This is a genomic window from Pedobacter sp. R-06, assembly GCF_049913135.1.
In the GTDB taxonomy this organism is placed as follows: Bacteria; Bacteroidota; Bacteroidia; order Sphingobacteriales; family Sphingobacteriaceae; genus Pedobacter.
Genome location: NZ_CP183977.1, coordinates 5,161,081 through 5,173,759 on the forward strand (window position 1 = coordinate 5,161,081; position 12,679 = coordinate 5,173,759).

General features: G+C 39.7%; 13 protein-coding genes. 5 read left to right on the forward strand and 8 right to left on the reverse strand.

Features of this window, described 5'->3' with window-relative positions:
• Positions 1-115 precede the first annotated feature (115 nt).
• The 4 genes from ACN9MR_RS20770 to ACN9MR_RS20785 form a co-directional block, all read right to left on the reverse strand.
• Positions 116-1,120, reverse strand: a complete 1,005-nt coding sequence (locus tag ACN9MR_RS20770; protein WP_426326437.1) for an LLM class flavin-dependent oxidoreductase — start codon at positions 1,118-1,120, stop codon at positions 116-118.
• Between the two features lie 73 nt (positions 1,121-1,193).
• Positions 1,194-1,931 (reverse strand): class I SAM-dependent methyltransferase, encoded by a 738-nt coding sequence (locus tag ACN9MR_RS20775; protein ID WP_426326438.1) that lies wholly within the window; start codon positions 1,929-1,931, stop codon positions 1,194-1,196.
• Between the two features lie 224 nt (positions 1,932-2,155).
• Positions 2,156-3,556 carry an MBL fold metallo-hydrolase RNA specificity domain-containing protein gene (locus ACN9MR_RS20780; RefSeq protein WP_426326439.1) on the reverse strand — a complete coding sequence of 467 codons (1,401 nt, stop codon included), beginning with the start codon at positions 3,554-3,556 and terminating at the stop codon, positions 2,156-2,158.
• 63 nt (positions 3,557-3,619) lie between these two features.
• On the reverse strand, positions 3,620-3,847 hold the full coding sequence (locus ACN9MR_RS20785; protein WP_057931833.1) for a YtxH domain-containing protein: 228 nt from the start codon (positions 3,845-3,847) through the stop codon (positions 3,620-3,622).
• Between the two features lie 78 nt (positions 3,848-3,925).
• On the opposite strand from ACN9MR_RS20785, the gene ACN9MR_RS20790 reads away from it, so the two are divergent.
• The gene (locus ACN9MR_RS20790; RefSeq protein WP_426326440.1) at positions 3,926-4,549 is read left to right on the forward strand and encodes an HAD family hydrolase; all 624 of its coding nucleotides are present in this window, start codon (positions 3,926-3,928) and stop codon (positions 4,547-4,549) included.
• A gap of 473 nt (positions 4,550-5,022) precedes the next feature.
• Here ACN9MR_RS20790 and ACN9MR_RS20795 read toward each other — a convergent pair whose 3' ends face one another.
• On the reverse strand, positions 5,023-6,627 hold the full coding sequence (locus ACN9MR_RS20795) for a DUF6600 domain-containing protein (RefSeq protein ID WP_426326441.1): 1,605 nt from the start codon (positions 6,625-6,627) through the stop codon (positions 5,023-5,025).
• A gap of 280 nt (positions 6,628-6,907) precedes the next feature.
• On the opposite strand from ACN9MR_RS20795, the gene ACN9MR_RS20800 reads away from it, so the two are divergent.
• Positions 6,908-7,609 (forward strand): SAM-dependent methyltransferase, encoded by a 702-nt coding sequence (locus tag ACN9MR_RS20800; RefSeq protein WP_029274984.1) that lies wholly within the window; start codon positions 6,908-6,910, stop codon positions 7,607-7,609.
• Positions 7,610-7,790: 181 nt separating this feature from the next.
• Positions 7,791-7,970, forward strand: coding sequence for a hypothetical protein (locus ACN9MR_RS20805; protein ID WP_057931837.1), 180 nt, complete (start codon positions 7,791-7,793; stop codon positions 7,968-7,970).
• Positions 7,971-8,059: 89 nt separating this feature from the next.
• On the opposite strand, the gene ACN9MR_RS20810 is transcribed toward ACN9MR_RS20805, so the two are convergent.
• On the reverse strand, positions 8,060-8,584 hold the full coding sequence (locus ACN9MR_RS20810; RefSeq protein WP_426326442.1) for a DinB family protein: 525 nt from the start codon (positions 8,582-8,584) through the stop codon (positions 8,060-8,062).
• A 138-nt stretch (positions 8,585-8,722) separates the two neighbouring features.
• Positions 8,723-9,040 (reverse strand): hypothetical protein, encoded by a 318-nt coding sequence (locus ACN9MR_RS20815; RefSeq protein ID WP_426326443.1) that lies wholly within the window; start codon positions 9,038-9,040, stop codon positions 8,723-8,725.
• 308 nt (positions 9,041-9,348) lie between these two features.
• Between ACN9MR_RS20815 and ACN9MR_RS20820 the strand changes: the two genes are divergently transcribed.
• Entirely contained in the window at positions 9,349-10,107 is a 759-nt protein-coding gene (locus ACN9MR_RS20820; protein WP_426326444.1) for a M57 family metalloprotease, read from the forward strand.
• Between the two features lie 86 nt (positions 10,108-10,193).
• On the opposite strand, the gene ACN9MR_RS20825 is transcribed toward ACN9MR_RS20820, so the two are convergent.
• A complete protein-coding gene (locus ACN9MR_RS20825) occupies positions 10,194-10,865 on the reverse strand; it encodes an NAD-dependent epimerase/dehydratase family protein (protein WP_426326445.1) in 672 nt (223 codons plus the stop codon).
• A 137-nt stretch (positions 10,866-11,002) separates the two neighbouring features.
• Here ACN9MR_RS20825 and treF point away from each other — a divergent pair, with 137 nt between their 5' ends.
• Positions 11,003-12,580, forward strand: a complete 1,578-nt coding sequence (gene treF, locus ACN9MR_RS20830; protein WP_426326446.1) for an alpha,alpha-trehalase TreF — start codon at positions 11,003-11,005, stop codon at positions 12,578-12,580.
• The last annotated feature ends 99 nt before the right edge of the window (positions 12,581-12,679 follow it).

The window sequence follows — 12,679 nt, forward strand, 5'->3', positions numbered from 1 at the left end:
ACAGACCACATTAAAACTCTTTGTTTCAAACCCGCAATAATGATCTGTGGAGACACAGACCATGGAAGTAGATTTCTCCACTACGTTGCACTGCGGTCGAAATGACGATTTATCATTACAAAAACATTTCCGCAAGTAACCCGTACGATTTTATCCGGTCTTCAAAATGCTCGGTAATGGTAACGGCCATCAGTTCATCAACATCATAATCGGCAGCCAATTTGGTAAGCCGTTCTTTAATTTCTGCAGGGGTACCGTAAATCATCCGTGGTTTATTGGCATTAATCCGTTCCTGTTCTGCAGCATTATAACTGATATCTTTAATATCGTTCCAGCCTACCGAAGGTAATCCTCCACCCTTTTCTAACTGGAGAAAACGATAACCCATCAAAGCTTCCTGCTGTTTTACCTTTTCTTCATCTTCTGAGCAGAAAACAAAAAGCGCCACATTTTCGACTGGTTTTGCCAAATCAACCGAAGGTTTAAAATGTTCCCGGTAGTATTGAACAGCCTGTGGTCCTCCATGTGGATTAATAAAATGTGCAAAAGAAAAGCCCATTCCAAAGTGGGCCGAAAATAAAGCACTTTGTCCGCTGCTGCTCAAAAGCCATTGTTGCGGAACGGTCTCAGCAATTGGAATAGCTTTTATTTTTGCCTGAATACCACCATCAGAAGTGTCATGCAGGTAATGTTGCAGCTCGCGCAGTTGTTCTACAAAATCCTGCTCGCTCCAATTGTTTGAGGGGTTAAGCATCGAAGCCGTAATGCGGTCGGTACCCGGTGCACGCCCCATACCCAGATCGATCCGGTCAGGGTGCATCACCTCCAGCAAGCGAAAACTTTCTGCAACCTTTAACGCACTATGGTTAGGCAGCATAATGCCACCAGAACCGATTCTTAAGGTTTTGGTATGATTGGCCAGGTGCGCAATTAAGATTTCGGGTGTTGAACCCGCTAAACTGGTGGTATTGTGATGTTCTGAAACCCAGAAACGGTGGTATCCCAATCTTTCGGTTTCTTGTGCTAGTATAGTGGTTTCTTCAATGGCACGGCGGGCTGTAACACCCTTGCGCACCGGCGATTGATCTAACACACTTAGTTTAATTTTCGTATTGCTCATATTCGTATCTAACAAATTTATGAGCATACTCATTTAAAATAGACGTGCAAAAAGCTTTATGACTTTTAGATTATTACGCCAAAGTCAATTTGACCAAATACTGATTTTCACCATCATCAAAAATCAATTCAGCATCCCATCCTGTTTCATGGGCCGTACGCTTGATGGTTTCTTCATCTATATAAATCCAGTTAAACCAATTGCCTTTTTCGCCTTTATATTCATATTGATAAGATACCTCGCCATAATATTGGTTTTGCGGTTTAGGCATATCTTCATATAAATAGGCGATATCAGAAGAATCGAAAATCACCTGTCCATTGGGATTGATGAGGTCTTTTAGCTTGATCAGGAAATCCTTAAAACCGGGCAAAGTTCCTGTTAAACCGATGCCGTTCATGAGCATGAGAATGGTGTCGAATTTCTCCTGATAGGTAAAAATATCCTGTATGAATGCTTTTTTTACACCACGCGCTTTCATAATATCCACAGCCGCTTCCGAAATATCAATAGCAGTTACATCGATATTAAAAGCCTGTAAAAGTAAAGCGTGACTGCCTACACCAGCACCAATATCCAATACCTTTCCGCTGCACATGTGTAACGCCTGAAGTTCTAGAACGGGCATATCTTCATCATCACGGAAGAAGAATTCTAAAGGCATTTCTTCTGGTTCTCCATACGAATTGTGCAACCAAAGCGTATCAGCCTCGCCTGTTCTATAAATATCTGTTAACGCTTTACCAAAAACATCCATGCGGGCAAAGATAGGAAAAATGGAAGATGGATGAGGTGAGACGTGTGATGTCATGCGAAGGCACGACGCATCTGTAACTAATGAACAGACTTTTTATTAATTGATTCCATAAGAAAGTCGTCAATTGCAAGGCAACAAAGCAATCTTAAAGCACAAGCTAATAGCGATCGTTGTAAGATTGCTTTCCCGAGGTCGGGACAGGCTGTCGGCTGAAAAAGCCTTCTCGCAATGACGATCTTATAAAGGTCCGGATTAAAACCCAGACCAGCACCTCAAAATTATTCAATCTCAAATACCTGATGGTACTCGGGGATAGCCACATGTTTAAAACCTGCATCTTTCAATTTGCCGGCGAAATGTTGCTGCACTTCGTATTCTCCATGTACTAAAAACAGCTGTTTTACTTTAGCCGGATCCTGACCTGATAAAAATTGCAGTAAATCTTCATAATCGCCATGTGCACTCATCGATTTTATCGATCGTACTTCAGCTTTAACCTCATATTCATCGCGGAAAATTTCTACTACCTTTTGTCCGGCAATTAACCTGCCGCCAAGCGATTTAGGTTCGCAATATCCTACCATCAAAATGGTATTTTTCTGATTGCCGATATTATTCCTGATGTGGTGTTTTACACGGCCAGCCTCAGCCATTCCCGATGCCGAAATAATTACACATGGCCTGGGATCGGCATTTAAAGCTTTCGATTCTTCTACACTTTCGATAAAACGCAAACCTTTAAAACCAAATATATCATGATCTACCTTTAAAGTCTCTTTAACGCCATTATTATATACTTCAGGATGGTTTTTAAGAATTTCAGTCGCTTTTGAGGATAAAGGACTATCTACATAATAAGGTACATCGGGCAATTTACCTTTTAACTCCAGCCCATTTAAAGCATAAAGCAGTTCCTGGGTACGGCCAACGGCAAAGGCTGGGATAATAACTTTTCCCTTTTTAATTTTACAGGTATTGTTAATAATCTCCAAGAGCATGTTTTCGATCGGATCCAGATCCTTATGCAGCGAATCGCCGTAGGTAGATTCCATTAAGATATAATCGGCCTGATCAAATTGTTGCGGACTTTTTAAAAGCAGGTCGCCATAACGGCCAACATCTCCAGAAAAGGTAATCCGTGTAGGTTTTCCGTCTTCTGTAATGATAAGGTGAACAGCAGCACTGCCTAAAATGTGGCCTGCATCAGTAAACCTTAGCCGAATTCCGGTTTCAATTTCGAAATCTTCTTCATACTCCACAATCTTCATCAGACCAAGCGTTTTGGTAACATCTTCATCAGTGTAAAGCGGTTCTTCCATTTCTTCGCCTTCGCGCAGATGGCGGTTAGAAAATTCAGCATCCTGCATCTGGATTTTGGCCGAATCCATCATTAAAATGCGGGCCAGATCCATAGTTGCAGAGGTACAGAAAATCTTACCTTCAAATCCTTCTGCAACCAATTTAGGCAATAAGCCACAATGATCTATATGGGCATGTGATAAAACCAGGTAGGTAACCTTTTTGGCATCGAAACCGAAAAAGTCGTTTAATTTATCGGTAACACGGCCCATCCCCTGGAATAAGCCGCAATCTAATAAAATCTGAGTGCCGTTTTTTAAGGTAATAAGGTGCTTACTCCCCGTAACAGTACGGGCGGCACCATGAAAAGCAATGTTCATCTAAATGGTGGTTAGAAAATATATAGAATAAAAATGCCGGATATTTCCGGCACTTCCAATTCTTTATGCATTTATTTCTGCTATTTTATCTTTCACCTTATCTGCTACACCTGTAGCTTTATCTGTTAAACCCGCTAATTTATCTTTTGAAGCATCTAATAGATCAGCAAAAAAATCTGATACCTTACCTTTTAAATCGCTGGTTGAGTCTGAAGATAATGCCAATGCGATTGTTGCACCAAGTGCTGCTCCAGCTAATACGCCTACTATAATTTTTGTTTCCTTTGTCATAACTTTATTATTTAATAATTAAACATTAATTGGCACTTGTTGTTTTGGTTTTATTCTAACATAAATCATTCCATTTACATGAAGCATATTTTTTTTATCGATTTAGACAATACCATCTATTTTACCAAACCTAACGAAGAACAATTGATGAGTGAACTTTACCGTTACTTAGAAAGCCTGGATTTAGGAATAAGCGATGAAAAATTTCAGTTGGCAAAAGGGGAAATGTTGAGAACGCCTTTTGTAAAAGTGGCTAAAAAATATGGTTTTAAGGAAGAGATAATGCCTGAGGTGATTTCATATCTGCATAATAGAGAGGTAACCAAGCCCTTAAAGCCGAGCGATGATTACCATTACATTAAAAGCCTTAATGGCCGAAAATTTATTGTAACGGCGGGTTTTCCGAAACAGCAAACCTCAAAAGTAAAGATGCTGGGCATCGCTGATGATTTTGAAGCCGTACACGTTGTGGATGTTTCGACCACCAACAAAAAGGAAGTTTTTAAACTACTTATTGATAGATACGCTTTAAACACGGATGATATTTTAATTATAGGCGATGATGCAGAATCGGAAATTAAATTTGGGCTGGAACTGGGGATAGCTACTTTTTTACTCGATCCCGAAAACCTGCACCCAAATGCCGAAAGCACTTTTAGGGGAACTGATTTAAGTAACCTTCATACGGCGGCTGGGCAGTAAACCAATCTTCCCTTGGGTTGTCTCCTTGAGCGTAGTCGAAAGGTAAACACAGTTGGAAAAAGTGCATTACCCGATACTTATTTTCGGCATAAAATAAACATTAAGCCTTTGGAGAGCTATTTTCTGCAACTATTTCAGTTTCTCCCCGCTTTCCGTTTTACTTATCCCAGTTGAAAAACTGGGATTGCGTGCTCTCTCCAATCGGGTCTAAGTGGCTAGTGAGATAGTACTATTTTGGGCTGAGTGCTTAGCTGCACAAACCTTTGTTTCTAAACCCGGTAGCAGCGGCAGCCTCCTCCCGGTTTTACATCGGGATTCATCGGAGCTATAGCGGATAACGGGACTGTTGTTGCCGAAGTGACGCTGAATGTTCATTTCCAAGCCCAAACAGAAAGAAATCCCTTACCTTCCTGGTTTAAGCCCAAAAAGTCTTTAAAATAAAAAAGTCCCGATTTTCATCGGGACTTATCAATCTATCCTCTACCACCTCTTGATGGTCTTCCTCCTTCAGAGCCGCTTCTTTCACCACCTCTTTGTTGCTGTTGTTGTGGTGCTTCTGTTCTTCTTTGTTCTTGTCTTTGTTGCATTTGCTGCTGCTGTTGTGCTCTTTGTTGTTGAGCCTGGGCATCACGCTGTGCACGTTCCTGCTGTTGTTGCTGTGATTGTTGTGCGCGTTGCTGTTGCATCTGTTCATTACGCTGTTGCTGTACCTGAGCATCACGTTGGGCACGTTGTTGTTGCATTTGCTCATTTCTTTGCTGTTGCATCTGCTCATTGCGTTGTTGCTGTACCTGAGCATCACGTTGCGTACGCTGCTGTTGAAATTGCTCGTTACGTTGTGCCCTTTGTTGCTCCATTTGAGCCGCACGTTGTTGTTGATCTGCCTGACCACGTTGCTGCGTTTGCACATCGCGTTGTGAACGTTGCTGATCCTGGCTCATACGGTCTTGCTGCGTACGCTGTTGTCTCATCTGCTCAAAACGTTGCTGATCCTGACCACGGTTTACATTATCTTGTCCGTTTCTTCCGTCTATACCGTTGGTATTGCCACGGCTAACACGTCCGTTAGCATCTCTATTATAAACTTCGCCTCTGTTATTAGGCTGATTATTATTATCTCTGGTACCGTTGTTCCTATCAGGTTGCCCGGTACGGTTATCCCCTCTCGATCCGAAACGGTTATCGTTATTATTGCTATTACCACCTCTTTGATCGCGACTGGTATAACCTTCATTCCTTCCGCCCCTGCTAATGCCAGCATTGCCTTGCTCAAATCTTCTTGGTGCAGCATTACGGTTATCCACTGCATTGCGTTCAGGTCTTGGTCTGTAAATAGAAACCTCTCTACCGCCAACCCTACTCGCACCAGGTCTTGAGCTTTGCGCATACCTGTAAACGGTTACATCCCTGTTGGTTGCACGTCTTATATCTTCAACCCTAGGGCCACCATAATATGTTCTTCTGTTATATACATACGTATTATTGATAATGGTGGTGTTGCGGATGTATACATTATTGCGTCCGTAATCATATCTAGGAAAAGTATTGATATAAATATTACGTTGTGGAATAAAGTTCCAGCAAAATTCTGGTACTACGTAGCGGCGGCCAAAACTTAGGTTAATACTAATACTTGGCGCCATTGGTGCCCATCCGTAATAACCATCACCGCTTCTCCAATCTACCCAGGCTGGTCCCCAATTGGTATCAGGTAACCAGATCCATTGTCTGTAACTGTTAATTACCCAACGACCGTAATGGAAAGGTGCCCAGCCCCAGTCGTAATTGGAAACCCAGGTGTTACCGTATTCGGTCATCGCCCAACGTCCGTTTGTATAATATGGACGAAATTCGCTTTGATCTACATCCGGACGCCAAACATATCCATATTGAGGATCTTGTATCCAGGTGCCATATGGCGAAAGTTCGTCGTAAAAAGTTTGTAAAGAAATATTGCCAGTGCTGTAACCATCGTCCTGGTAATCATTTTGGTAGTCTTGTGCCCTGACAAGGGTTGTGGTTCCGGCAAGGAGCGCAAACAGCCCCAGCACAATTGCCGTAGATTTCAGTGTTTTCATTTGTGTGTTTTATTTTTAATAACCTAATGTGTGTGTATCAATTAGAGAACCAAAAATGCAGAAGGTTTAATATGCATGCATAGTTTCCGTATTTTCCTTCAAATATTGCCTTATGAAGCATATTTAACTAATATTTAACGTTTTAAGCCAAGTTTAATTGTGCAGAAAATAAGTCAGTTAGAAATAAAATTTGCTACACCTTTGTTTACAAAAGAGATTATATTGCCAGTACCGTAAACTTTAGAACTTAAATTCTATTTATTGTGAGTATTTTTGTAGCATGCAAAAAGGCACTCTATACCTTATTCCCGTACCATTGGCCGAAGAGGTAGCACATAAAACTTTTACCCCTTATCTGGTTGATACCATTAACCAGATTGATACCTACATTGTAGAAAACAGTAAGACAGCCCGTCGTTTTTTGAAAGAGGCTGGTTTAAAAACACCGCAAAAAGATTTGATCGTGCACGATTATGGCAAACATAACCGGACAGATTTAGGTCAGTTTTTTGTTGAGCTTGCTGCCGGAAAAGACGTAGGCTTAATGAGCGAAGCTGGTTGTCCGGGCATTGCCGATCCTGGAGCTGACATTGTTGCCGAAGCACATAAACGTGGCATTAAAGTGGTGCCATTGGTGGGGCCAAGTTCGATTTTACTGGCTTTAATGGCCTCAGGTTTTAACGGCCAAAGTTTCGCCTTTTGGGGTTATTTACCGATCGATAAAGAGCAACGTACCAAACGGATTAAAGATTTAGATTTATCGGCAAGCCGTTATAAACAAACACAGATATTCATCGAAACACCTTTCCGCAACAACCAGCTTTTTGAAGAAGTGCTGAAAAGCTGCAAACCCAATACGCAGGTTTGTGTAGCCAGCAATCTTACGGCAGAAGATGAATTTATTAAAACTCAAAGTGTTTATAATTGGCGCAAAGAGGAAATAGATCTTCATAAACAGCCTACTATATTTTTATTGTACTAATAACCTGGTTCATTGGTCATTAGTTCATTGGCCATTGGTTCATAACAGTATTCGTCATTGCCTCGTCGGCAGAAAAGGCTTCTCTAGCAATGACGAACAATTTCAAAAAATCAAAACATATCCGAGAATATATTGGTTGTTATCATAGCGCTTTGCAATTTATTCACTAAATCTTTGAGTTATGAAAAATACGAGCACACCAAAAAACAATCCAACAGTTCAAGGCAGTTCAATAGCTGATCGGGCTAACCATGATGTTAAAACGGATAAAAAAATCCAGGGAATAACCAATGGGGGTGGACAACGGTCAGATCAGACTTCCAACAAGGACAATCAAAGAAAATACGACAATAAAAAATAATAGCAGGTAGCTAATATACCAAAAAAGCTTGTCGGAAGATCCGTATTGAATGAGATTTTCCGACAAGCCATTATTTAACGAATGGTATTTTATTTCGCCATTACATTATAAAAATTATAATCGGTCATTGGGGCACCTGTTATTCCTAAATTATGGCAAATGGTAATGATCTGCCCGCGGTGGTAGGTGCTGTGGTTGAAAACATGTAATACATATTCAAAATTCTGAAAGTCGGAAGTAAACCAAGGGCTTTGGATTTCTGTTTTCTCATTAAATCTATCTTCACTGATTGCTGTAATATAAACAGCTAAGTTTTCTGACTGCTTCAACAGCGCATCAAAAATATCATTCAAACTTCCATATTCACGAAATTCGAATTCGGTTTTAGTGAGAATTGAATACCAATACTCCTGTGCCTGTAAAATATGGGCGAGCGTTAACTTTACACTTTTAAAACTCGATAATACTTCCTGCTCCAATAATTCTTCCGGTTGATTTTTTAACCAATTTACCAAGGTTAAATTTGCCCAGAAATTATAGTTTGCATAATTTTTCATTAAATACACAAGGGAAGTTTCTTCCATTGTTTCTGCGAATAATTGTTCCTGTACCATGTCTTTTTTGTTTTAGTTACACAAAGAAAATACAGGCCACTGACAACCCTATGGCAGTGTAAAAATCAACATAAAAATATTTTTAAATAAAGTGTTTTCATCATCTCAGTCCATATTCACATCATGCATTTTCCAGTCTTACCTGATCATCCTGTCAGGAGAAAAAGCAATAAAATATTCCGATCCGGTTTGGATACTAACATTAAGATCCGGCACATTAATTTTAGGTTGCTCTTTAAGCTGCAATAATACGCTTGCTGCAAAATCATGTATCTTTTTTGGGTCTACCTGAACAGAAACCGTAGGGAAGAAATCGTGTTCTATTTTGGCCTTTCCCTGCTCACTTACCTGGCTAAACTTCCACGATTCTTTGGCCCGAAAACCATTTTCGTTGTTGGCATTGTTTAAATGGTATAAAAACACTTTCGCCTGTAAGGCTATACTCTCATTTTGCATATTATAAAATTTGGGCTTTTTTGGCCATAATTTGGCAAGGTAAGAAGAATTAACTGGTAGTAACCTTTTTTTGATTGGTAAGCGATATGGAATTAATCTTGGTTTCCTTGATAACGCTTATTTAACTAAAATATTATCGGTAAAACAGACTGTTTATGTAAATTTTTAAATACAAATACAGCTTTTAAACATTACAAACCGTATTGATTAAGTTTTCGTGTAAAATTATCCTACAGCCAAAAATTAATGTAACAAGTTCCGTTACATTTGTTTATCAGCTCCGAAAGGACTTAACTAACTTAAACTTCATGAAAAATAATCTAAAAAAGATTGCCATCGTTGCCATGGTTGCAGTGGTAATTGCAGCCTGTAAAAAAAATCAGGAATCGATCACTGAGCCTCAAGAAACGGTAAAAAATTCGGACAAAGTTTTGCAGTATATTAAAGACCTGGGCTTCCCTGCAACAAGTATTGTTGATAATGGAAATGAATTTATCGTAGAAGAAGATATTACATTCCCTAAAAACATGGAAATCCCTGCCAATGGCACTGGGGCTAAAACCGAACAGTATTATACCGGAAGCATTGTAAACAGCACTAAAAAGCTAAACATTAGAATTTTTGTAGATCCGTCTATGACTTCTATGAGCAGTGAGATCAATAGTGCAATTGCGCAATGGAATGGTGTTCCAAATTCCACCTTACGTTTTAGCGTTGTAACCACAGCACCTTATGACATCCTGATCAAAGATGAAAATTTAGGAAATGGTGTTTGTGGGCAAGGACAGTTCCCTTCGGGAGGAAGTGCAGGTGCTTTGGTTAAAATCAATAAAAATTACATTGCTGGTAATTCGTTTGCCCAACGGGCAAGAACGATATGCCATGAATTCGGTCACTGTATTTCTTTCAGACATACCAATTGGGCAGCCCAGGGCGAATCGACCGCTACAAATGTACCTGGTGTTACCGGAACGGATGCCCTATCACTTATGAATGGTGGCCAATGCGGATCAGGTGCAACAGTATTATCGCAAAAAGATAAAGATGCTACTGCTGTATTATATTAAAATTTGCTAAAAACAACTAAACAAACCTAAACTGGTCTATAAGGAGCTGATAATTATAAGCCCGGGAGCTCATTGCAGCACCCGGGCTATTCTTTTGATAAGGCAATAATGTCTTTTCCTTCTAAAACCCTCCGTTCGCCATTATGGCTTAAAGTATTAATCATGGCATTGCCCAGCTCGGCCATGGTGCAAAACCCACCAGGATAAACAGCCCTTCCAAGAGGAAACAACCAATTGATATAGTTATAAAATTTATGGGCATATTTTTGTCCTGCCAGTGGCTTAATAAAACCCGGGCGAAAATTAAACACCTGCTTAAAAGGCAATTTCATCAAATCGTTCTCCGTTTTACCCTTTACCTGTGCCCATTTCAACCGTCCATTTTCATTGGTTCCCCCGCCAGAAACATAACAAAAAGTCATATTATCGTTTAGCTTACTTAACGTTTCGGCAACATGCATGGTTAGTGTATAGGTCATTTTGTAATAGGTATCATTATCAACACCCACCGAAGTAATTCCCAAACAAAAAAAGCATGCATTGTAACCCGAAAGCTGATTTTCAATCTGCGAAAAATCGAAAAAATCGGAGTGGATGATCTCCTTAAGTTTTGGATGGCTATAACCACATGGCTTGCGGTTAATCACTAAAACAGTATCAATTTCAGGGCTGTTTAGGCATTGCATCATTACCCCTTCACCTACCATTCCGGTAGCACCGGTTATGATTACATTATTCTGATCTCTGGTTTTTCCCATGGGAAGTTTATTTAATAATCAAAACGAAGATAGGTTAATCTTTGTTTGCTAAAAGCCAGTTGGGTTTCTTTTTGCTTCGTCGAGGTAAAAGAAGGTAAATTTTATGATAAATTAATTATATTTAATAAAACAGCAATATGATAAATCAAAATTTGTTAAGCATGAAAATGATGGTGCTTACCTGCTTATTATTTATCTCTAGCCAGTTATTTGCACAAAACGAATTAAGTCCGAGGCAAACCTATCCCGATTTATTTGAGAAAGTTCAAATGGCAAGAATTTATCCTGATAGTAAATCTTTTGCAGATGCCATTCCAAAAAAGAGTCCTTCAGAAATCATGAAGGCTTATAACACCCTAAAAAACAACCAAAATTTTAACTTAACGGCATTCGTAAATGAATATTTTAATATGCCTGAAAGCCATCATGCGACTTACCAATCAAATATTAGTGCAGGTATAGAAAAACACCTGGATACCTTGTGGACGGTTTTAAAAAGAGATCCTGATACGGCTTCCACCTACCAAACATCACTGCTGCCATTACCGAAGCCTTACATTGTTCCCGGTGGCCGGTTCAGGGAAATTTATTATTGGGATTCTTATTTTACAATGCTCGGTTTGCAAAAGGCCGGTAAATTAAAAACCATAAAAGATATGGTTGACAATTTCGCTTACCTCATTAATAAATATGGTTTTATCCCCAATGGAAACCGTACTTATTATTTAACACGTTCGCAGCCCCCGTTTTTTGCTGCTATGGTTCAGTTGCTTACCCAGCACAATAAAAATGTAAAACTTGCAGATTATAAGGACGTTCTGGAAAAAGAATATAATTTTTGGATGAAAGGGGCTAGTCAGTTAAGCAATGGCAAAGCGATAAACCATGTAGTAAAACTTGCTGACGGCGCTATTTTAAACCGTTACTATGATGCTGGCGATCAGCCCCGCGAAGAATCGTACAGGGAGGATTTTGAAGCCGTTAAATCAACCAAACAGGTTCCGTCCATATTTCTTAGAAATGTACGTTCTGCTGCAGAATCGGGTTGGGATTTTAGCAGCAGGTGGTTTGCCGACGGTAAAAGTTACAACCAGATTATTACCACGGATTTGCTCCCGGTTGATTTAAATACTTTATTATATAATCTCGAAACTGCCATTGCTACGGCAAACAACGAGGCAGGCAACAGAACAAAGGCTGCTCTATTTAATAAAAAAGCTAATCTGCGTAAAATAGCTATCCTAAAATACTTCTGGAACAAAAAACAGGGCTTTTTTACTGATTACAATTGGAAAAACCGGTCACTTTCTAACCAGCTTACACTTGCAGCAGCATTTCCATTGTATTTTAAATTGGCAACATTGGTACAGGCCAAAGCTGTTAAAGAAAAACTGCAAAGGAATTTTCTTAAAACAGGCGGCTTAATTACCACGTTAACCACCACTAAAGAGCAATGGGATTCTCCAAAAGCATGGGCACCACTGCAATATATCAGCATTGCGGGATTGCGCAATTATGGATACGATAAACTGGCCGATACCATTAGTGTGAGATGGATAAACCTTAATATTTCTGTATTTAAAGGCACCGGAAAATTAATGGAGAAGTATAATGTGGTAGAAACCGACAGTAAAGGTGGTGGCGGTGAATATCCACTTCAGGATGGCTTCGGTTGGACAAACGGGGTACTCCTAAAACTGATGAAAAACAATTAAGTAGCATTTCTTTTTTCATTTTTTTTTAATCGATTTTTATAAAAATAAAGAAGCCGTAACGTTAACAGTAATCAGCCTGTTAACCGTTGCGGCCCCTGA